The following is a 19,630-nucleotide window of genomic DNA, read 5'->3' as shown; positions in this document are numbered from 1 at the left end:
TGCGCGAGCAGGACGATCTGATGCGGCGCGGGATCGGCATGACCTCCCAGCGCACCCGTGAGCGGCTGATCCAGCGCTTGTACGAGGAGGGCGTGTCCAACGCCAAGGTACTCGAGGCCATTCGCCGTACCCCGCGCCACCTGTTCGTCGACGAGGCCCTGGCTCATCGCGCCTACGAAGACACCGCGCTGCCGATCGGCCACAACCAGACCATCTCCCAGCCGTTCATGGTCGCGCACATGAGCGAACTGCTGCTGGAGGCCGGGCCCCTGGACAAGGTGCTGGAGATCGGCACCGGCTCGGGCTACCAGACGGCGATCCTCGCCCAGCTGGTGGAGCGGGTGTTCTCGGTGGAGCGGATCAAGGTGCTGCAGGACCGGGCCAAGGAACGCCTGGTCGAGCTCAACCTGCGCAACGTGGTGTTCCGCTGGGGCGATGGTTGCGAAGGTTGGCCGGCGCTGGCGCCTTATAACGGCATCATCGTCACCGCCGTGGCGCCGGAAGTCCCCCAGGCGCTGCTCGACCAGCTGGCCCCCGGTGGGCGCATGGTGATCCCGGTGGGCCCGGCGGGGGAGGCCCAGCAGTTGATGCTGATCGTGCGCGAGGAGCATGGTTTCTCGCGCCGTGTGCTCGGGGCGGTGCGCTTCGTGCCGCTGCTCAACGGCCCATTGGCCTGAGCGACACCCGGAATATTTGCGCGCACGACGAATTACTGCGCGCCGGCCCTGTCTATCTGGCGTGGCCACTGCTGAGCGTCGGGGCCAACTGCGAGCCACCCCCTGGGGTGCAGGCTCGGTTATAATTGAAACAATATTGCATTTCGTATCGTCGTATTCAGGCACCATGAGGGGAGCGCGGGTGGGTCACACAGTCATGCGGCAGCGCAAGGATCGGTCGGGGTTGAAGCTTCTGGTGCTGGCGCTGGCCATGGGGACCTTGCTGGCCGGCTGTTCCAGCACCAGCTCGAACGGCGCGCGCGTGGTCGACCGCAACAACGCGGCGCCCAAGCGCCCGACCGTCACCTCGGGGCAGTACATCGTCAAGCCGGGCGACACCTTGTTCTCCATCGCCTTCCGCTATGGCTGGGACTACAAGGAGCTGGCGGCGCGCAACAACATCGCCGCGCCCTACACCATCCGCCCCGGCCAGCCGATTCGTTTCAGCAGCGGCGCAGGGGGCAGCACCACGGTCGTCAGCAGCCCTTCGTCGTCGAGCAAGACCACGGTCATCCGCCGCCCGGTCGGTACCCCACCGCCGCCCGCAGGCAATGGCAAAAGTGCCACGCCTGCCTCTTCCGGCGCCTCGCAAACGGTTGCCCAGGTGCCCGCCGCAGAGCGTGCCGTCGGCGGTTGGACGTGGCCGGCGAACGGCGTGCTGATTGGAAAATTCGCTTCAAACGGTAGTTTGAATAAAGGCATTGATATCGCCGGTGATTTGGGACAGCCTGTTTTTGCTGCGTCTGATGGAGCGGTGGTCTACGCCGGCAGTGGCTTGAGGGGCTATGGCGAGCTCATCATCATCAAACACAGCGATACCTACGTCAGTGCCTACGGCCACAACCGCAGGCTTTTGGTTCGGGAGGGGCAGCAGGTCAAGGCAGGGCAGACGATCGCAGAAATGGGGTCCACGGGCACTGATCGGGTGAAGCTGCATTTCGAGATTCGCCGCCAGGGCAAACCCGTCGACCCACTCCAGTTCCTGCCACGCCGTTGATCAATGTCCCGGCCTGTTCCTTGGATGTAGAGGGGACAGGCTCCAGCGCTGCCATGGAAGGGTGACGCTCGAGTCTGAGTTCGAACTCAGCAAAGGACTATAACAATGGCTCTCAGTAAAGAAGTGCCGGAGTTTGACATCGACGATGACCTCCTACTGATGGAGACGGGCATCGTTTTGGAAACGGATGTGGTGTCAGACGAACCTGCTGTACCTTCGGTTCGGACCAAGTCGAAACAGGGCGCATCGCTCAAGCAGCACAAGTACATCGATTACAGCCGGGCGCTCGATGCCACGCAGCTGTATCTCAACGAAATCGGCTTTTCGCCTCTGCTCTCGCCAGAGGAAGAAGTGCATTTCGCGCGCCTCTCGCAAAAAGGCGACCCTGCCGGTCGCAAGCGCATGATCGAAAGCAACCTGCGCCTGGTGGTCAAGATCGCCCGCCGCTACGTCAATCGTGGCCTGTCGTTGCTCGACCTGATCGAGGAAGGCAACCTGGGCCTGATTCGCGCGGTGGAGAAGTTCGACCCTGAGCGTGGCTTCCGCTTCTCGACCTATGCGACCTGGTGGATCCGCCAGACCATCGAGCGGGCGATCATGAACCAGACGCGCACCATCCGCCTGCCCATTCACGTGGTCAAGGAGCTCAACGTCTACCTGCGTGCCGCGCGGGAGCTGACGCAAAAGCTCGACCACGAGCCGTCGCCGGAAGAAATCGCCAGCCTGCTGGAAAAACCGGTGGCCGAGGTCAAGCGCATGCTCGGCCTCAACGAGCGGGTGTCGTCGGTGGATGTCTCGCTCGGCCCGGACTCGGACAAGACCCTGCTCGACACCCTGACCGATGACCGCCCCACCGACCCGTGCGAACTGCTGCAGGACGACGACCTGTCGCAGAGCATCGATCAGTGGCTGGGCGAACTGACCGACAAGCAGCGCGAGGTGGTGGTGCGCCGCTTTGGCCTGCGTGGGCATGAGAGCAGCACCCTGGAGGATGTAGGGCTGGAGATCGGCCTGACCCGTGAGCGGGTACGGCAGATCCAGGTCGAAGGCCTCAAGCGCTTGCGCGAGATCCTCGAGAAGAATGGCCTGTCCAGCGAGTCGTTGTTTCAGTAGTCGCCGAGCCAGGTATGGCAAACGCCCCGACTTGTTCGGGGCGTTTGCGTTCTGCCAGCAGCACGTTGCGTGGATCGCCGATGGTGTTGCAGGCGCCAGCCTTGCTGGCGAACACCGGTGCAGCCGGTAGCCCATCCGTTACGACCAACCCGACTCAATATTCCTTTAGCCACCCTCGCAACAACGCGTGTAAGCATTTGCTTACCAGCTGCGTAAGCCATTGCTGTAGGGTTCAGTAAATCAATGTCGTTTTCAATGGTGTTATTTTCATAACTAATTGAAAATTAACAGTTTTATTGATATTGAAAAATGTATCACCGGAATCATCCTGACAAATTCGACGCTTGTTCCCTGCCGAGGAATCGCTAGTATCTGAACTGTGTCTACGGACTGACACAGGCTTTCAAGGATGACGGCCAAGGACATCGCGGGACGCGATTCATCAGGACGATGTTTGGGACAAACAGGGACTACGGAAAAAATGTGGGCGGGTCAAACCGCCCCTTTTTTTTGTCCGCAGAAAATGAAAAAGGCCCTTGCGGGCCTTTTTTTGCGTCCGGGCGCGATCAGCGCTGCAGATCGGCGATCTTGCCAGTTTTGCCATCCCACTCTTCGGCGTCCGGCAGTGCATCCTTCTTCTCGGTGATGTTCGGCCAGATTTCCGCGAGCTCTGCGTTGAGCTCGATGAAGTTCTCCATGCCCGCTGGCACTTCGTCTTCCGAGAAAATGGCCTGGGCCGGGCATTCCGGCTCGCACAGCGCACAGTCGATGCACTCGTCCGGGTGGATCACCAGGAAGTTCGGGCCTTCGTAGAAGCAGTCCACCGGACAGACTTCCACGCAGTCGGTGTACTTGCATTTGATGCAGTTGTCGGTGACGACGAAGGTCATTTCTAATTCTCTCCTCAGGCGACGGCAGCTTGCCCTTCCTTCCAGGGCAGCGCGGTTCACGGTGGTGGCTGCAGGCCAGGCTAATAGCCTGCAGCACTCGCAAACCGCGCCGGATTCTACCAGCTTGCGCGGTGGGCCGTTATAACAGGTTTTTCAGTTGATATAGCGTTTCGATAGCTTGGCGCGGCGTCATGTCGTCCAGGTCCAGCTTGCCCAGCTTCTCGATGGCCGGGTGTGGCAGGCTGGCGAACAGGTCGCTTTGGTGCGGCACGTGAGGCGTGTTGCTGCGGGCGCTGGTGTCGTTGCGTACGACCGGCGCCTCGTGGGGCAGGCTGGCGGTTTCCAGCCGGCCCAGGTGTTCGCGGGCACGTTGGATCACCACCGCGGGCACGCCTGCCAGTTGCGCCACCGCCAGGCCGTAGCTCTGGCTGGCAGGCCCAGGCAGCACATGGTGGAGGAACACGATGCGTTCGTTGTGCTCGGTGGCGTTCAGGTGCACGTTGGCCACCAGCGGCTCGCTGTCGGGCAGCACGGTCAGCTCGAAGTAGTGGGTGGCGAACAGCGTGTAGGCGCGCAGCTGGGCCAGGCGCTCGGCGGCGGCCCAGGCCAGCGACAGGCCGTCGAAGGTGCTGGTGCCGCGGCCCACTTCGTCCATCAGCACCAGGCTGCGGTCGGTGGCGTTGTGCAGGATATTGGCGGTCTCGCTCATCTCGACCATGAAGGTCGAGCGCCCGCCGGCCAGGTCGTCGCTGGAACCGATGCGGGTGAAAATGCGGTCGACCGGCGACAGCTCGCAGCGCGCGGCCGGCACGTAGCTGCCGATATGCGCCATCAGCACGATCAGGGCGGTCTGGCGCATGTAGGTGGATTTACCGCCCATGTTCGGGCCGGTGATGATCAGCATCCGGGTGCTGTCGTCCAGGCCCAGGTCGTTGGCCACGAACGGCGTGGTCAGTACCTGCTCGACCACCGGGTGGCGGCCCTGCTCGATGCGCATGCAGGGTTCGTCGACGAAGCTTGGGCAGTTCAGGTCCAGGTTCAGCGCGCGTTCGGCCAGGTTGCTCAGCACGTCCAGCTCGGCCAGGGCGGCGGCGCTGTCCTGCAGCGGCGCCAAGTGGCCGATGAGGGTCTCGAGCAGCGCGTCGTAGAGCATCTTCTCGCGGCTCAGCGCGCGGCTCTTGGCCGACAGCGCTTTGTCCTCGAAGGCCTTGAGCTCGGGGGTGATGAAGCGCTCGGCGCCCTTGAGCGTCTGCCGGCGGATGTAGTCGCCCGGCGCCTGCTCGGCTTGCTTGGTGGGCAGCTCGATGAAGTAGCCGTGCACGCGGTTGTAGCCGACCTTGAGGTTGGCCAGGCCGGTGCGGGCTTTTTCGCGGGCTTCCAGGTCAATCAGGAACTGGCCGGCGTTTTCGCTCATGGCCAGCAGCTCGTCCAGCTCGCTGTCGTAGCCGGTCTTGAGCACGCCGCCGTCGCGGATCACCGCTGGCGGGGTGTCGATGATCGCCCGCTCCAGCAGGCCGGCCAGCTCCGGGTAGGTGCCGGTGATGGCGGCCAGGCGTGCCAGGTGCGGCGCTTCCAGCTCGGCCATGGCGTTCTGCAGCTCGGGCAGCGCGCCCAGGGCGTCGCGCAGGCGTGCCAGGTCACGTGGGCGAGCGTTGCGCAGGCCGATGCGCGCCAGGATCCGCTCGATATCGCCGATTTCCTTGAGCTGCGGCTGCAGCTTTTCGAAGCGGTAGCCGTCCAGCAGGCAGCGGATCGAGTCCTGGCGTGCCTTGAGCACCTTCAGGTCGCGCAGCGGGCGGTTCAACCAGCGGGTCAACAGGCGGCTGGCCATGGCGGTCTGGCAGCGGTCGATCACCGATTGCAGGGTGTTGTCGCGGCCACCGGCCAGGTTGATGTCCAGTTCCAGGTTGCGGCGGCTGGCGGCATCGAGGATGACCGTGTCGTCCATGCGCTCGTGGCGCAGGCTGCGCAGGTGGGGCAGGGCGGTACGCTGGGTTTCCTTGGCGTAGGTCAGCAGGCAGCCGGCTGCGCCGATGGCCAGGGTCAGCTTGTCGCAACCGAAGCCCTTGAGGTCCTGGGTGGCGAACTGCTGGCAGAGGCTCTTGCGCGCCGAGTCGCGGTCGAAGTCCCAGGGCGCGCGGCGACGGGCGCCGGGGCGCTTCTCCGCAGGCAGCCCCTGCGGCCAGTCGTCGGGGATCAGCAGCTCCACCGGGTTGATGCGCTCGAGCTCGGCCAGCAGGTTCTCCCAGCCCTTGATCTCCTGCACGGTGAAGTTGCCGCTGGTGATGTCCAGCACGGCCAGGCCGAACAGGCGCTCGTCACCGAGCAGGGCGGCGATCAGGTTGTCGCGGCGCTCATCAAGCAACGCCTCGTCGCTGACCGTGCCCGGGGTGATGATACGCACCACCTGGCGCTCCACCGGGCCCTTGCTGGTGGCTGGGTCGCCGATCTGTTCGCAGATCACCACCGATTCGCCGAGCTTGACCAGCTTGGCCAGGTAGCCCTCCAGCGAATGGAATGGAATCCCGCACATGGGGATCGACTGGCCCGCCGACTGCCCACGGGCGGTCAGGGTGATATCCAGCAGTTTCGCGGCCTTCTTCGCATCTTCGTAGAAGATCTCGTAGAAGTCGCCCATGCGGTAGAACATCAGCTGGTCCGGGTGCTGGTTCTTCAGCTTCCAGTACTGCTGCATCATCGGGGTGTGTGCGGAGAGATCAGACATTCAGGGCCTTACAGCGGTTGATCTGGTGGCGAATTTCGAAACCGCTCATGGTACAGGCTTTTTCCCCCCGACGCAGGTCGAATGGGCAGGGCAAATCCACGCAGGTAATTGCAGCAGAGCGGCGGCGTGCAGGCCTGTAACCCGCCAGGTCGTTTGTTCGCCAGCGCTGCAGGGCATTGCATTTAGTCCGTCGGGGTTGCATTATGCACGCTATGCAAAAACGCAACGTAGCCTCCGTACTCAGAGCACTGCTCGACCGCCACGGCCTGTCCCCGACAGAGCTGCACCGGCGCACGGGCGTTCCCCAATCCACCCTGTCGCGTATCCTCAGCGAGAAGATCGTCGACCCGTCCGACAAGCATGTGTCGAAGATCGCCGAGTACTTCGGCGTCAGCACCGACCAGCTGCGCGGGCGTGCCGAGCTGGGCGAGTCGCGTGAAGCGGCTGCTGCGGGCCAGGGCCACGCCGCGCTGAGCGATATCAGTCTGTGGGACGATGAAACACCCGTCGAGGACGACGAGGTGTCCGTTCCTTTTCTCCGTGAGGTCGAATTGGCAGCAGGATCAGGAAGATTCGTCATCGAAGAAAGCGAAAACGCGCGCTTGCGTTTCGGCAAGCGCAGCCTGCGCCACAATGGCGTGCAGTTCGACCATGCCAAGTGCGTGACGGTGCGTGGCAACAGCATGCTGCCGGTATTGCGCGATGGCGCCACGGTTGGCGTCAACACCGGCAAATGCACGATCGGCGACATCATCGATGGCGACCTCTATGCCATCAATCACAATGGCCAGTTGCGGGTAAAGCAGGTGTATCGCCTGCCCACCGGTATTCGCCTGCGCAGCTTCAATCGCGACGAGCACCCCGACGAGGACTACAGCTTCCAGCAGATGCAGGATGAGCAGATCAGCCTGTTGGGCCACGTCTTCTGGTGGGGCATGTACGCCCGCTGATACTCCCTGTTGAGAACAAGAACCCGCCCAGGCGGGTTTTTTTTCGCCCTCGGAAAAGCCCTACAACCCGCATCCGAAAAGGCCTTCATGCATTTCGGCAAAAACATGTGCATAAATTTTTCCATAAACGCATTGACTGCATATGCGTGCATGCATATTCTGTATCTCAAGCCGGTCAGCAACCGGTTGTTACACAGGCAGCGATGAACAGGCCTCGACTGTTCAGAGGGTTGGCAACTGGCCCGGGTGTGCAGCGTAAAGCACCACGATCAGTTATCCGGCGGGCAGGCGGCCGCGGTCGGAGTCACCAATTTGAAGCGCAACTGCACGGCGTCACCAGTCGTGGCCGGCGGTTGATCAACGCATTACTGAAAAGCCTGCATGGCGGGCTTTTTGGAATGCCGAGGCAGCGCGATAGGTTCGACCATCGCAGCTTCATATCCACGAAATTCATCGCAACGGAGGTGAAATGGGTTTCGAAATCATCAATATGGGCACGGCGCCCACAGGCGTCGGCGGCGACACGGTGCGCACCGGTTTCGACAAGGTCAATCGCAACCTGGCGCTGCTCAAGGATCGCGCCCTCCAGCCAGACTACTCGACACTGTCCGGCCAGTTGTACCGCGAGGTCGGGGTGCTGGCGGTGTCCAACTACGTGAACGCCTTCACGCTCAAGACCAAGGTGCCCAGCGCCGGAGGCATCGCCCCAATAGTGCGCCTGCACGGCTGCCTGGCGACCTACACCTCGCCGGTCACCATCGACCTGAGCTGGTATTTCTACGACGGCAAGATCGTCGCGGCGACCGCGCTGGTCAACACGTCTTCGCGGGAGATGGGCACCCTGGCGGCCAGTAACGCCCTGCAGATCATCCTCTATGAGGAAAACGGCCTGGCCAACCTGTACCTGAAGTTCCCGTCCAGGGCCTATTACCCGCGCTTTGCGGTCAGTTGCCTTAACACCGGTGCGCTGGCGATGCCGGGGGGGCAGGAGGCCAATTGGGGCATCGTGGTCGACGGTCCGCCACCGGCAGCCAGTTTGCAGCAGGTGCCGTTCACCATCGTTACCACGCTCAACACAGCCAATTGCCAGGTCGGCAACGACGGCACGATCAAGGTGGCCTGAATGCGCGCAATCATCACGCTGCTCAACGATGGCAGCACTTACGACATCACCCCGGCGCAGACGCGACTGGCCTCGCAGGCACTCGGCGAGGGTCGCTTCAAGGTCACTGGCAGCCTGGGCCTGGTGCCGTTTCCACCCACGAGTGTCGGCTGGGGCTACTCGCTCAGCCACATGGACAACAAGGCCGACGTCGCCATCGAGCACGACGCGGCTTCGGGCGACCTGCTGGTGACCGTCACCCGCGACGGTCAGCCTTACCGGCTGATCAGCACGCTGATGCTGCATGTCCTGGTCGATGAGTTACCCGGCGTGCCGATCATCCAGTCGATGGAGGGATGAGGTGGCCATTTTCCAAGGAGACAGGACTTTGACAAACGAACAACAGGCACTGCTCGACATGCCGCTCTGGCTGGTGATCGTCCTGGCCTTGCTCGGCGGCCTGTCTGGCGAAATGTGGCGGGCCGACAAGGCGGGGGCGCGGGGCTGGGGGCTGCTGCGTCGCCTGGCTTTGCGCTCCGGAGCTTGCATGGTCTGTGGCGTATCCACGGTGATGCTGCTGTACGCCAGCGGCATGACGATCTGGAGCGCCAGCGCCTTCGGCTGCCTCACCGCCATGGCCGGTGCCGATGTTGCCATCGGCCTTTATGAACGCTGGGCGGCTCGTCGCCTGGGCATCGAGCAACCCGCGGCCGGCGTGGACGCCGAAGACCGCAGGCATTGAGCAAGGAGCACCTATGAACGAAGCGCAACTCGACGAACTGCTGGCCGCGCTGCGCAACCAGGCCTCGGTGCAGACCGCGCTGGGGCAGTCGATCGAACGACTGGCGCTGAGCAACGAGCAACTGGTGGCTTATCTGAAGAGCCGTGAACCGGACCCGGATGCCCCGCCCTACCTCGACGGCTCCAAGCCAGCCTGAGCTTTTCCCACCCTTAACCTGCAGCACCCGTCCGTCCGGGATTCCCCGCGGCGGCTTTCATCATGTTCAAGGAGAACACCCCTATGTCGATTCTTACCCAAGGCACCCAGATCTATGCACTGGTTCCACCGGTCTCCGGCACCGGCCCGCTCAGCGTGCTGGAAGTCGATCACGTGACCTCGTTCGAACCAGGCGGCGCCCCCGCCGAGCAGATCGAGGACACCACCCTCGATGCCGCGGAGCGTACCTATAAGAAAGGCCTGCGCACCCCTGGCACCGCTACCCTCGGCCTCAATGCCGACCCGACCAACGCCAGCCACATCCGCCTGCACCAGCTGTCCGAAGCCAAGGGCAACACCACCGTCAAGTGGGTGGTGGGCTGGTCCGACGGCAAGGGCGTGGCGCCAACCGTCAACAGCAAGGGCGATGGTTTCGAGCTGCCGGCCACCCGTACCTGGTTCGCCTTCGAAGGTTATGTGGCCGACTTCCCGTTCAATTTCGCCCTCAACGCGGTGGTTACCACGTCGGTGAGCATCCAGCGCACCGGCGGCTCCACCTGGGCGAAAAAGGCCTGAGCCCGGAGAACTGAATGAACATCAATCAACTCAAGGCCCTGGGTGGCATCGTCGACGAGCAGCGCGTGCGCAAGGAAATCGTCTGGAACCGGCCTGACCCACAGACTGGCGCCATGCTCGCCCAGACCCTGGTGGTGCATGTGCGCCGCCATTCGTTCGGGGTGATCGAGCGCCTGTTCGCCGAACAGGCAGCGTCCCACAGCCGCAACGCCCATTACCTGGCCGCCTCGGTCAGCCTGGGCGAGGACGGCGAGGAGCCGCTGAGCGTCGAGGATGCCTTCAACCTCGAGCCGTCGCTGGGCTTCGTGCTGCTCAATGCCATCAACGAAGTCAACGGCACCGGTAACACCCCGGCAAAGAACTGACGGCCGCCGATGAGTTCTGGCACGAGCTGGTGCTCAACGGCATCGGCGGCCGCACGATCAGCGAAGCCAAGGAGCGGCTGAGCTACGCAGAGGCCAGGGACTGGGCGCAATACATCCAGCGCCATGGCTCATTGCACGGCGGTCGTCGGCTGGAGGCCAGCATCGCCATGTTGGCGCTGCAGGCCAACCATCAGGCCGGCGGTAGCGCCGAGTTGATCGATTTCATGCCTCACCAGCGGCGCCAGGGGGTGTCGCTCGAGAGTGCCATGCAGCAGTGGTGCTGATGACCGGCACCACCTTCTTCACGAAACCCGCCATGGCGGGTTTCACAATGATCAGGGAGTAGGCCCATGGCAACCAACCTTGCCAGTTTCAGCCCGACGATCGACCTCTCCAGCCTCGAACGGGCACTGTCCAGGGCTTCGGCCCTCAGTGACCGCACCCTGCGCGAGATGCAGAAGAACGTCGAGGCTTTCAACCAGAAGTACCTCAAGAGTGTGGGCGCCGTCGCCGACTCGAGCCTGGATATCTCGAGGAAGGCGTTGGATCGCTTCCAGTCCGCCTACACGCCGCCGAGCTGGCAGCAGGCCGTGCAGGACGCCCCCGAGCGGCCTTATGGCGAGGCGTTGCGCAAGCAACACGCCAGTGCCGAGCTGGAAGTGGCGAAGATGAGCATGAGCAAGCGCCAGGGCGGGCTGGCTGACCAGCTGTTCAAGGTGGACGAAGGCTACTACGCCGAACGGGCCCAGTTCGAACAGGCCAACCCGTTGGGCGCCGCAGGCCCCGATGGCGCCAGTTACCAGCAGCAGCTGGAGGACATGCGCAGCCGGCATGCCGACATGACCAACCAGGTGCTCAACGACTACGACATGATGAGCCAGGCGCGCGGCGACTGGATGGTCGGCGCGTCCGCAGCCTGGGAGGAGTACCTGGAGACTTCCAGCAACGTCGCGGCGCAGTCGCAAGCCGTCTTTGCCAGTGTCTTCGAGCGCATGGGCACGGCGGTGCAGACCTTTGCCACCACCGGCAAGCTGTCGTTCTCCGACTTCGCCAAGTCGGTGATCGCCGACATGGCCGCGCTGGCTGCCAAGACCGCCGCCTCCAAGGCGCTGAGCAGCTTGCTCGGGTTCGGCATGAACCTGGTTGGCTCGTGGTTCAGCGGGGGGGCCACGCCAGCTGCCAGCAGCATGACCGTGGGTGGTAGCACCACCACCTTCACCCCGCAGATCAACGCTTCGGGTATTTCCTATGGCGGCTCCGCCTTCGCCAAGGGGGGCGCCTTCACCAACGGCGTCGCGAGCACGCCGACCCTGGCGCCGATGGCGCTGTTCGGCGAAGCCGGCCCCGAGGCGATCATGCCGCTGACCCGCGGCGCCGACGGTGCCTTGGGCGTTCGCGCACTCGGTGGCGGTGGTGCTGCCAGCCACAGCAGCGAAGTGGTCATCCAGCAGACTATCAACGTGGCCGCCGGCGACGGCAATGCCGCTGCGGGCGATGGCAATGCCCAGCGCCTGGCCAATGCCTATGCCGGTGCCGCCCGCCAGGGCGCCAGCGAACAGATCTCTCGTGAGCTGATGCCCGGCGGGCAGATCTGGTCGGCCATTCACGGTCGCTGACCAAGGAGAACATCACATGGAAACCTTTACCTGGAGCCCCAAGACCGAACCGACCGGCACCGTGGAATATCGCGTGCGCACGGTGCAGTTCGGCGACGGCTACCAACAGGCGGTGGCCGATGGCATCAACAACCGCAGTCAGTCCTGGCCGTTGGTGTTCATCGGCGACGACACCAAGATCCGCGCGATCGCCGAGTTTCTCGACCGCCATGCCGGCAGCCGAGCCTTCCGCTGGACCGCGCCCCTGGGCAAGCCGGGCCTGTATCGCTGCAAAGGCTATCAGCCCACCGCCAAGGGTGGCGGCCTGTACAGCATCAGCGCGACGTTCGAGCAGGCCTTTCATCCATGACCGAGGAGAGCAGCCATGGCGCTGATCAATGACATCCAGAAACTCGAACCGGGCGCGGAAATCGTGCTGTTCGAGATCGACGGCAGCGAGTTCGGCGCCGATACCCTGCGCTTTCATGGTCATGCCATCGCCCACGATCCCGAGACGGTCGCCGCGGCTGGCGCGGCCGAACTGCCGGCCCGTTCGATCTGGTGGCAGGGCAGCGAGTATGCCGCCTGGCCGGTGCAGGTCGATGGTATCGGTGCCAACAGCAACGGCCGGGCCACCCGGCCGAAGTTCACCGCCGGCAACGTCGATGGCCGGGTCACTGCCTTGTGCCTGGCCTTCGAGGACCTGCTCAAGTTCAAGCTGACCGTGCGCCAGACCCTGGGCCAGTACCTGGATGCGCGCAACTTCGCCGCCGGCAACAACCAGGCCGACCCGACCCAGGAAGCCCTGGAAATCTGGTTCCTCGACCAGAAGACCCAGGAGGACGACGAGCACGTGCAGTGGGAGCTGTCGTCCCCCGGCGAGATCGACAGCCATGGCTTGCCCGGCCGGCAGATGACCGCCTATTGCCATTGGGCGATGACCAATGGCTACCGTGGTCCGAACTGCGGCTACACCGGCAACTTGCGCTTTGACGATGAGGATCGTCCCACCGATGACCCGGCCAAGGATCGCTGCAAGGGGGGCTTGCGCTCGTGCAAGCTGCGCTTCGGTGAGGCGGCCGAGTTGCCGCATGGCGGTTTCCCCGCCGTCTCGCTGATCGCCCGGAACTGAACCATGGCACCGGACCTGCTCGACGCTATCCGTTGCCATGCCGCCCAGGACTACCCCCGCGAGGCCTGTGGGTTGGTCATCGAGCGGGCAGGGCGGCTTGACTACCAGCGCTGTCGCAACACGGCCAGTGAACCCGACGAAGAGTTCCGCATCGATCCGCACGACTACGCGGCGGCGGAAGACCTCGGGGAAATTGTCGCGGTGGTGCACTCGCACCCGGACGCCAGCAGCCGGCCTTCCCCCCGAGACCTGGCCATGTGCGAGGCCACGGGGTTGCCCTGGCATATCCTGTCCTGGCCGGAAGGTGACCTGCGCACGATCCTGCCCCAGGGGCACACGCCATTGCTGGGGCGCCCGTTCGTGCATGGCCTGTGGGATTGCTGGCAGGTGTGCGCCGACTGGTACCTGCGCGAATGGGGGCTGAGCTTCCCGCGCTATGCCCGGGAAGACGGCTGGTGGGAGGATGCCCAGGGCCCCAGTCTGTACGAGCAGGCCTACGCCGATGCTGGTTTTACCGTGGTGGACAGCCCGCAACGTGGCGACATGCTGGTCATGGCCATTGGGCGTACCGCGCACCCCAACCATGCCGGGATTTTTCTGGGCAGTGATCCGCGCCTGCCAGGTGAGCCATGGACGCCCACCGGTGCCGGCCCGTTCCTGCTGCACCATCTGTACGGGCGCCCCAGCGAAGTGATCGTGTTCGGTGGGCCGTGGCTGGATCGTACGCGGCTGGTGTTGCGCCACCGCGATGCCGATGGCCGCCAATGAGCGGCCTTCGTTTCATGCAGATTCGCACAGGAGGCCCTCGATGGCTGTATCCGTGATCAATGCGCCGGCCCTGACCACCATCAAGTTGTCCGGTGTGCTGGCGCGCAAGTTTGGCCGCGAACACCGGCGGCGCCTGGACAGTGGCCAGGCATGGGAAGTGTTTCGGGCCTTGCGCAACACCCTGGAGGGTTTCGAGCAGGAGATCCGTCGGCTCGACCGTCTGGGCATGCGCTTCGCGATTTTCCGCAATCGTCGCAACGTCGACAGCGATGCCTTTGCCCTGGGGGGCACCAAGGAGCTGCGTATCGTCCCGGTGCTGGCCGGCAGCAAGCGTGGCGGCATCCTGCAGACCATCGTCGGCGCGGTGATGATCGTCGGTGGGCTGTACTTCGGACAAACCTGGGCGGTGCAGATGGGCGCCGGCCTCATGGCGGGGGGCGTGATGCAGATGCTCAGCCCGCAGCCCAAGGGCCTCAAGCTCAGCGCCAGCCCTTCGAACACCCCGGGCTATGCCTTCGGCAGCGCCCGCAACACCGTCACCACCGGTCTGCCGGTGCCGCTGTGCATCGGCAAGCGGCGCTGGGGCGGGGCGATCGTCAGCGCGGCCATCTACGCCGAGGACCGCCTGTGAGGGTGGGGTGCCACCTGGTCAATGCGGCTGCCCTGGGCAGCCGTCTTACGCACAAGGAGTTGCAATGTCAGCAGCCACCCTTCAATCGCCGCTGACCCGTGTCAGGCTTGGCGGCCAATTACGCCAGTTCGGCAAGACCTTCGAGCTGGCGGTGAACACACCGCGTGAGGCGATCAAGGCCTTGTGCGTGCTGGTGCCTGGTTTCGAACGGTTTCTGGCCAATGCCCGCTCACGCGGCCTGGAGTTTGCCGTGTTCAACGACCGGCGCAATGTCGGCGAGGCGGAGCTCGGCTTCCAGGCCCGGGAGGAGATCCGCATCGTCCCCGTGGTCGCCGGCAGCAAGCGCGCCGGTACCCTGCAAACCATCGTCGGCATCGTGATGATCGCTGCTGCCGCCTTCTATAGCGGTGGCGTCGGTGCAGCCTTCGCCTCGGAAGGGACGGCCGGTTTCGTCGCCCACATGGGCGCGGCCATGGCCCTGGGTGGCGTCATGCAGCTGCTCAGCCCGCAGCCCAAGGGATTGAGCATGAGCCAGGCGCCGGAAAACACCCCCGGCTATGCCTTTGGCGCCGCGCGCAACACCACGGCATCCGGCAACCCGGTGCCCTTGTGCGTGGGCAAGCGGCGCTGGGGTGGCGCCATCATCAGCGCCGCCATCTATGCCGAGGACCGGCTCTGACCGCCCTGGACCCAACGCCAGGTACAGGGCCATAGCCGGCCTGCATCCCCGGCCCCATTCAGCCAACCGCCTCGGAGGCGGTTTTTTTACGCCTGGAGGAACACATGGGCGAAACCAACAGACCTGTGATCATCGGTCGCAAAGGTGGTCAGAAGAAGCCCAAGACGCCGGTCGAGGCGCCGGACAGCCTGCGTTCCATCGCGGTAGCCAAGATGCTGCTGGCGATTGGCGAGGGAGAATTCGCCGGCACGCCGAGCGCCCGTGACATCTACCTCGACGGCACGCCGTTGATGGACGACCAGGGCAACTACAACTTCCCAGGCGTCAAGTGGGAGTGGCGCACCGGTTCGGTCGAGCAGCCGCATATCCCGGGCATCCCGTCGGTGGACAACGAGATCAGCCAGGGTATCGAGCTACGCAGCGACAAGCCCTGGGTGCATGCCATCAGTGACACCCGCCTGTCGGCGGTGCGCCTGCGCTTCGCCTGGCCGGCGCTGCAGGCCATGGACAGCGCCGGCAACATCAACGGTCATCGCATCGAGTATGTCGTCGAAGTCGCCACCGACGGCGGCGCCTACCAGCAAGTGCTCAAGGACGCGGTACACGGCAAGACCACCAGCACCTACGAGCGTACCCGACGCATCGACCTGCCCAAGGCCGCGAGCGGCTGGACCCTGCGCGTGCGCAGGCTGACGCCGAACCAGAACAACAACAAGGTCGCCGACACCATGCAGCTCGCCGGCCTGACCGAGGTGATCGACGCCAAGCTGCGTTACCCCAACACCGCGTTGCTGTACATCGAGTTCTCCGCCGAGCAGTTCCGCAACATTCCTGCCGTGACCGTGGAGTGCCGAGGCCGCAAGTGGCCGGTGCCGAGCAACTACGACCCGGACACCCGCGCCTATATCGGCGTGTGGGACGGTACCTTCAAGGAAGCCTGGACCGACAACCCGGCCTGGGTCACCTACGGTATCTGCACCAACGACCGCTTCGGCCTGGGCCGCCGGATCAAGCCATGGATGGTCGACAAGTGGGAGCTGTACCGGATCGCCCAGTACTGCGACCAGTTGGTCCCCGACGGCAAGGGCGGCCAGGAAGCGCGTTTCATCTGCAACCTCAACCTGCAGAGCAAGGCCGAGGCCTGGTCGCTGTTGCGCGACATCGCCGGGATCTACCGCGGCATGACCTACTGGGCACAGGGGCAGTTGTACAGCCTGGCGGACATGCCACGGGCCACCGATTTCGACTTCGCCTATACCCGTGCCAATGTCATCGGCGGCAAGTTCAGCTATTCCAGTGGCTCGGAGCGCAGCCGCTACAGCCGCGCCCTGATCAGCTACGACAACCCGCTGAACAGCTATGACACCGACGTCACGGTGGTCACCGACGAGAAGTTGCAGCGCCGTTATGGCGATAACCCACTGGAAATCAGCGCCATCGGCTGTACCCGCGAATCCGAGGCGCAGCGCCGTGGCAAGTGGGCGTTGGCGACCAACGCCCGTGACCGGGGCATCAGTTTCCGGGTTGGCATGGACGGGCGCATCCCGTTGCCCGGCTTCGTCATTCCGGTGGCCGACGAGCTGTTGGCCGGGCGTGCCATCGGTGGTCGGATTGCCGCGGCCAGCGGCCGTCAGGTCACCCTCGACCGCGATACCCAGGCGAAGGTGGGGGATCGGCTGATCCTCAACCTGCCCGACGGCACCTGCGAGGCGCGTACGGTAGAGACGGTCGCGGGCCGTCGCCTGACCCTGACCACTGCCTACAGCGTCGCCCCCGAGGCGGAGCTGGTCTGGGCGCTGGACGCGCCGGACCTGAGCGTGCCGCTGTACCGGGTGACCAGCGTGTCGCGCCCCGAGCCTGGGGTGTACGAGATCAGCGCGGTGCAGTACGAGCCGAGCAAGTTCGCCCATATCGACAGCGGTGCCCGCCTGGAAGAACGGCCTGTCAGCGTCACGCCGATCAACCTGGTGCCACCACCGGCCAGTGTCAGCCTCAGCAGCAACCATGCCGTCAGCCAAGGCCTGGCGGTCAGCACCTTGACCATCACCTGGCCAGCCGTGGCGGGCGCGGTGGCCTATGAAGTGGAGTGGCGCAAGGACGATGGCAACTGGATCAGCCTGCCGCGCAGCGGTGCCACCAGCGTCGACGTCACCGGGATCTATGCCGGCGACTACCTGGCACGGGTGCGCTCGATCAGCGTCGGCGAGATCACCTCGATCTGGAAACTGTCCGAACTGACCCCACTCAAGGGCAAGCTCGGCACGCCTGCGGCGGTGGCCCAGCTACTGGCCTCCAGCAAGGTGTTCGCCATCGGCCTGAGCTGGCAATTCCCCGAGGGCACAGGCGATACCCAGCGCACGGAAATCTGGTATGGCACCAGCGCCAACCGCGTCGATGCCAAGAAGCTCGGCGACTTTGCCTACCCGCAGGCCGAGCATGAGCTTCAGGGCCTGGCCGCCGGTGCGCAACTGTTCTTCTGGGCACGCCTGGTGGACCGCAGTGGCAACGTCGGCAAATGGTACCCGGACGGCATCGGCGTACGCGGCCAATCGAGTGCCGAACAGAGCGATTATGACCGCTACTTTTCCGGCAAGATCAGCGAGTCGGCCCTGGGCAAGCACCTGTTCGACCGTATCGAGCTGATCGACGGCGCCGGCAATGGCTCGGTGAACCAGCGCCTGCAAAGCCTGAACAGCGATGTGCAGTCGCGCCTGGACGATGTCGCCCGCGCCGCCAACGCATTGAGCTACGACCCGGCCAAGGCCTATGCCCTCGGCGATCTGGTACGTCAGGCCCAGGGCCTGTACCAGGCACTCAAGGCGGTGCCGGTCAAGACGCCGCCGCCCAATGCCGGTTACTGGCTGGATGTGGGCCAGGTGGTCAAGGACAGCAACGGCCTGGCGGCACGGATGAGCAAGGCGGAAAGCCAGATCACCGCCGCCGAGGGCGTCAACACGGTGCAGAACACCCAGCTCACCGGGTTGCAGAGCGCGTTGTCGGGCAAGGCCGATGCTGCTGCCGTGACCAGCCTGAGCAACAAGGTCAGCGAGGCCCAGGGCAAGCTCGACAGCCAGGCTTCGGCGATTACCGGCCTCAAGGCCGCGCTGGGCCAGCAACCGGACAACCTGGTGATCAAGGGCGATTTCGAGGACGGCGACAGCCAGCCCTGGACCTTCGACGCCAAGCTGTATCCGGCGCCTGCGGTGGTGGTGCCGGCGAACCTGGGCGGTACCCGCTATGGCAAGGCCATCGCCTTCTATGGCAACAGCTTCTGTGGCACGGGCAACAATATCCTCTGCAGCTCGGACGAGCAGTTCGACCTCGCAGCCGAGGTCAGTGCCGATGAAATGGCCAGCGGCCAGACCGCGCAATTGCAGATGCAGTTCTATGACAAGGACAACAAGAACCTGGGCTATCTGGCTGCCTTCAGCTTCCCGGCCGCCACTGCCCAGGGTTTTCGCAAGCTTGGCGGGCGGGTCAAGGCTCCGGCTGGCGCGGTCAAGGGGCGTATCCTCGTGCGCACCGAGCCGGCCAACGGTAGCGGCCGCTCGCTGTGGTGCAACATCGTCGCCCGGCGGGTCACCCAGGCCGACAATGCCAACGCCAGCGCCATCAGCGAGCTGGGCGCGACGGTCAGCCAACAGGGGCAAACGCTGGTCGCCCAGGGGTCGTCGATCACCGACCTCACCAGCCGCGTCGGCGATGTGGCGGGCCAGGCGGCCGGCCAGGCCAAGGCCATCAGCACCCTGCAGACCCAGGCGACCCAGCTCGACGGCAAGGTCACCGCCCAGGGCACGCGCCTGGATGGCATCTATGCCCAGGTCAACCCAGGCTTGGCCGGCAGCAACGCAGACCTGGCCGGTTCCAGCCAGACCTTCGTCGGCGTGTGGTCCGAGCAGTCGGCGCGCATCGAGGATGGCCTGGCCATGGCGCGCAAGCTGGACACCGTACAGGTGCAGCAAGGCCAGACCAACGCCTCGGTGCAGCAGATCAGCCAGGTACAAGCCGGGCTCGACAAGAAGTTGTCGACGATGTGGTCGGTGAAGATGGAGGTGACCAACGACGGTCAGTACGTGGCGGCGGGGGTGTCCTTGGGCATCGAGGACAAGCAGAGCCAGTTCCTGGTGCGCGCCGACAGGTTCTCGGTGGTCGGCACCCAGGCGGGCGGCAAGCTGTTCACGCCATTTTCGGTGAGCAACGGCCAGGTGTTCATGAACTCCGCGTTGATCCAGGACGGCGCCATCAGCAGTGCCAAGATCGGCAATGTGATCCAGTCGAACAACTATGTGCCCGGCCGCACCGGATGGCGTTTGGACAAGAGCGGCGCGTTCGAGATCAACGGCTCGGTGGATGGCCAGGGGCGCCTGGTGATCACCAACCAACTGATCCAGATCTTCGACGCCAACAACACCTTGCGTGTGCGCATGGGCATCTGGGGGTGATGGATGAAGCTC

Annotated in this window: 20 protein-coding genes; 18 read left to right on the top strand and 2 right to left on the bottom strand. The window is 64.4% G+C overall.

All coding sequences use genetic code 11. From position 1 onward, the window contains the following. Positions 1-38: 38 nt before the first annotated feature. The 3 genes from KSS95_RS21700 (at position 39) to rpoS (ending at position 2,826) form a co-directional block, all read left to right on the top strand. Positions 39-677, top strand: a complete 639-nt coding sequence (locus tag KSS95_RS21700) for a protein-L-isoaspartate(D-aspartate) O-methyltransferase (RefSeq protein ID WP_217854058.1) — start codon at positions 39-41, stop codon at positions 675-677. A 181-nt stretch (positions 678-858) separates the two neighbouring features. Continuing rightward, complete coding sequence (locus KSS95_RS21695; protein ID WP_217849510.1) at positions 859-1,713, top strand: peptidoglycan DD-metalloendopeptidase family protein; 855 nt, start codon at positions 859-861, stop codon at positions 1,711-1,713. Between the two features lie 105 nt (positions 1,714-1,818). Further along, positions 1,819-2,826 (top strand): RNA polymerase sigma factor RpoS, encoded by a 1,008-nt coding sequence (gene rpoS, locus KSS95_RS21690; RefSeq protein ID WP_011535249.1) that lies wholly within the window; start codon positions 1,819-1,821, stop codon positions 2,824-2,826. A 566-nt stretch (positions 2,827-3,392) separates the two neighbouring features. Here the strand turns inward: rpoS and fdxA are convergent. Both fdxA and mutS read right to left on the bottom strand, forming a co-directional pair. Then, positions 3,393-3,716 carry a ferredoxin FdxA gene (gene fdxA / locus KSS95_RS21685; RefSeq protein WP_217849508.1) on the bottom strand — a complete coding sequence of 108 codons (324 nt, stop codon included), beginning with the start codon at positions 3,714-3,716 and terminating at the stop codon, positions 3,393-3,395. A 139-nt stretch (positions 3,717-3,855) separates the two neighbouring features. Continuing rightward, a complete protein-coding gene (gene mutS, locus KSS95_RS21680) occupies positions 3,856-6,441 on the bottom strand; it encodes a DNA mismatch repair protein MutS (RefSeq protein WP_217849506.1) in 2,586 nt (861 codons plus the stop codon). 203 nt (positions 6,442-6,644) lie between these two features. Here mutS and KSS95_RS21675 point away from each other — a divergent pair, with 203 nt between their 5' ends. The 15 genes from KSS95_RS21675 to KSS95_RS21605 all read left to right on the top strand — a co-directional run bounded on the left by KSS95_RS21675 (position 6,645) and on the right by KSS95_RS21605 (position 19,618). Then, positions 6,645-7,391, top strand: a complete 747-nt coding sequence (locus KSS95_RS21675; RefSeq protein ID WP_217849504.1) for a LexA family transcriptional regulator — start codon at positions 6,645-6,647, stop codon at positions 7,389-7,391. Positions 7,392-7,860: 469 nt separating this feature from the next. Next, positions 7,861-8,514: a hypothetical protein gene (locus KSS95_RS21670; protein ID WP_217849502.1), complete on the top strand. Its 654-nt coding sequence runs from the start codon at positions 7,861-7,863 to the stop codon at positions 8,512-8,514. After that, positions 8,515-8,853 carry a hypothetical protein gene (locus tag KSS95_RS21665; RefSeq protein WP_217849500.1) on the top strand — a complete coding sequence of 113 codons (339 nt, stop codon included), beginning with the start codon at positions 8,515-8,517 and terminating at the stop codon, positions 8,851-8,853. A gap of 28 nt (positions 8,854-8,881) precedes the next feature. After that, on the top strand, positions 8,882-9,235 hold the full coding sequence (locus KSS95_RS21660) for a phage holin family protein (RefSeq protein ID WP_217849498.1): 354 nt from the start codon (positions 8,882-8,884) through the stop codon (positions 9,233-9,235). 13 nt (positions 9,236-9,248) lie between these two features. Then, positions 9,249-9,431, top strand: a complete 183-nt coding sequence (locus KSS95_RS21655; protein WP_217849496.1) for a hypothetical protein — start codon at positions 9,249-9,251, stop codon at positions 9,429-9,431. 83 nt (positions 9,432-9,514) lie between these two features. Next, positions 9,515-10,006 carry a phage tail tube protein gene (locus KSS95_RS21650; RefSeq protein ID WP_217849495.1) on the top strand — a complete coding sequence of 164 codons (492 nt, stop codon included), beginning with the start codon at positions 9,515-9,517 and terminating at the stop codon, positions 10,004-10,006. A gap of 14 nt (positions 10,007-10,020) precedes the next feature. After that, on the top strand, positions 10,021-10,371 hold the full coding sequence (locus KSS95_RS21645) for a phage tail assembly chaperone family protein, TAC (RefSeq protein WP_217849493.1): 351 nt from the start codon (positions 10,021-10,023) through the stop codon (positions 10,369-10,371). 29 nt (positions 10,372-10,400) lie between these two features. Continuing rightward, positions 10,401-10,655 carry a phage tail assembly protein T gene (locus KSS95_RS21640; RefSeq protein ID WP_217849491.1) on the top strand — a complete coding sequence of 85 codons (255 nt, stop codon included), beginning with the start codon at positions 10,401-10,403 and terminating at the stop codon, positions 10,653-10,655. A gap of 66 nt (positions 10,656-10,721) precedes the next feature. Next, a complete protein-coding gene (locus KSS95_RS21635; RefSeq protein ID WP_217849489.1) occupies positions 10,722-11,987 on the top strand; it encodes a phage tail tape measure protein in 1,266 nt (421 codons plus the stop codon). A gap of 16 nt (positions 11,988-12,003) precedes the next feature. Beyond that, a complete protein-coding gene (locus KSS95_RS21630; protein ID WP_217849487.1) occupies positions 12,004-12,336 on the top strand; it encodes a phage tail protein in 333 nt (110 codons plus the stop codon). Positions 12,337-12,351: 15 nt separating this feature from the next. Further along, the gene (locus KSS95_RS21625; protein ID WP_217849485.1) at positions 12,352-13,098 is read left to right on the top strand and encodes a phage minor tail protein L; all 747 of its coding nucleotides are present in this window, start codon (positions 12,352-12,354) and stop codon (positions 13,096-13,098) included. Positions 13,099-13,101: 3 nt separating this feature from the next. Next, positions 13,102-13,866, top strand: a complete 765-nt coding sequence (locus KSS95_RS21620; RefSeq protein ID WP_217849483.1) for a C40 family peptidase — start codon at positions 13,102-13,104, stop codon at positions 13,864-13,866. 40 nt (positions 13,867-13,906) lie between these two features. Then, positions 13,907-14,497 (top strand): tail assembly protein, encoded by a 591-nt coding sequence (locus KSS95_RS21615; RefSeq protein WP_217849482.1) that lies wholly within the window; start codon positions 13,907-13,909, stop codon positions 14,495-14,497. Positions 14,498-14,561: 64 nt separating this feature from the next. Then, positions 14,562-15,176, top strand: a complete 615-nt coding sequence (locus tag KSS95_RS21610) for a tail assembly protein (RefSeq protein ID WP_217849480.1) — start codon at positions 14,562-14,564, stop codon at positions 15,174-15,176. Positions 15,177-15,280: 104 nt separating this feature from the next. After that, positions 15,281-19,618 carry a TipJ family phage tail tip protein gene (locus KSS95_RS21605; protein WP_225935540.1) on the top strand — a complete coding sequence of 1,446 codons (4,338 nt, stop codon included), beginning with the start codon at positions 15,281-15,283 and terminating at the stop codon, positions 19,616-19,618. Positions 19,619-19,630 lie beyond the last annotated feature (12 nt).

The organism is Pseudomonas muyukensis (genome assembly GCF_019139535.1).
Lineage (GTDB): Bacteria > Pseudomonadota > Gammaproteobacteria > Pseudomonadales > Pseudomonadaceae > Aquipseudomonas > Aquipseudomonas muyukensis.
Note: the sequence above shows the minus strand (reverse complement) of the source record. Positions and strands in the feature narration are given on the sequence as shown.

Bases quoted from the DNA above. Each gene is read 5' to 3' on its own strand.
- rpoS (WP_011535249.1), top strand. From the start codon at position 1,819: ATGGCTCTCAGTAAAGAAGTGCCGGAGTTTGACATCGACGATGACCTC.
- KSS95_RS21655 (WP_217849496.1), top strand. From the start codon at position 9,249: ATGAACGAAGCGCAACTCGACGAACTGCTGGCCGCGCTGCGCAACCAG.
- fdxA (WP_217849508.1), bottom strand. From the start codon at position 3,716: ATGACCTTCGTCGTCACCGACAACTGCATCAAATGCAAGTACACCGAC.
- mutS (WP_217849506.1), bottom strand. From the start codon at position 6,441: ATGTCTGATCTCTCCGCACACACCCCGATGATGCAGCAGTACTGGAAG.
- KSS95_RS21665 (WP_217849500.1), top strand. From the start codon at position 8,515: ATGCGCGCAATCATCACGCTGCTCAACGATGGCAGCACTTACGACATC.
- KSS95_RS21620 (WP_217849483.1), top strand. From the start codon at position 13,102: ATGGCACCGGACCTGCTCGACGCTATCCGTTGCCATGCCGCCCAGGAC.
- KSS95_RS21700 (WP_217854058.1), top strand. From the start codon at position 39: ATGACCTCCCAGCGCACCCGTGAGCGGCTGATCCAGCGCTTGTACGAG.
- KSS95_RS21615 (WP_217849482.1), top strand. From the start codon at position 13,907: ATGGCTGTATCCGTGATCAATGCGCCGGCCCTGACCACCATCAAGTTG.
- KSS95_RS21645 (WP_217849493.1), top strand. From the start codon at position 10,021: ATGAACATCAATCAACTCAAGGCCCTGGGTGGCATCGTCGACGAGCAG.
- KSS95_RS21630 (WP_217849487.1), top strand. From the start codon at position 12,004: ATGGAAACCTTTACCTGGAGCCCCAAGACCGAACCGACCGGCACCGTG.
- KSS95_RS21605 (WP_225935540.1), top strand. From the start codon at position 15,281: ATGGGCGAAACCAACAGACCTGTGATCATCGGTCGCAAAGGTGGTCAG.
- KSS95_RS21675 (WP_217849504.1), top strand. From the start codon at position 6,645: ATGCACGCTATGCAAAAACGCAACGTAGCCTCCGTACTCAGAGCACTG.
- KSS95_RS21650 (WP_217849495.1), top strand. From the start codon at position 9,515: ATGTCGATTCTTACCCAAGGCACCCAGATCTATGCACTGGTTCCACCG.
- KSS95_RS21610 (WP_217849480.1), top strand. From the start codon at position 14,562: ATGTCAGCAGCCACCCTTCAATCGCCGCTGACCCGTGTCAGGCTTGGC.
- KSS95_RS21635 (WP_217849489.1), top strand. From the start codon at position 10,722: ATGGCAACCAACCTTGCCAGTTTCAGCCCGACGATCGACCTCTCCAGC.
- KSS95_RS21625 (WP_217849485.1), top strand. From the start codon at position 12,352: ATGGCGCTGATCAATGACATCCAGAAACTCGAACCGGGCGCGGAAATC.
- KSS95_RS21670 (WP_217849502.1), top strand. From the start codon at position 7,861: ATGGGTTTCGAAATCATCAATATGGGCACGGCGCCCACAGGCGTCGGC.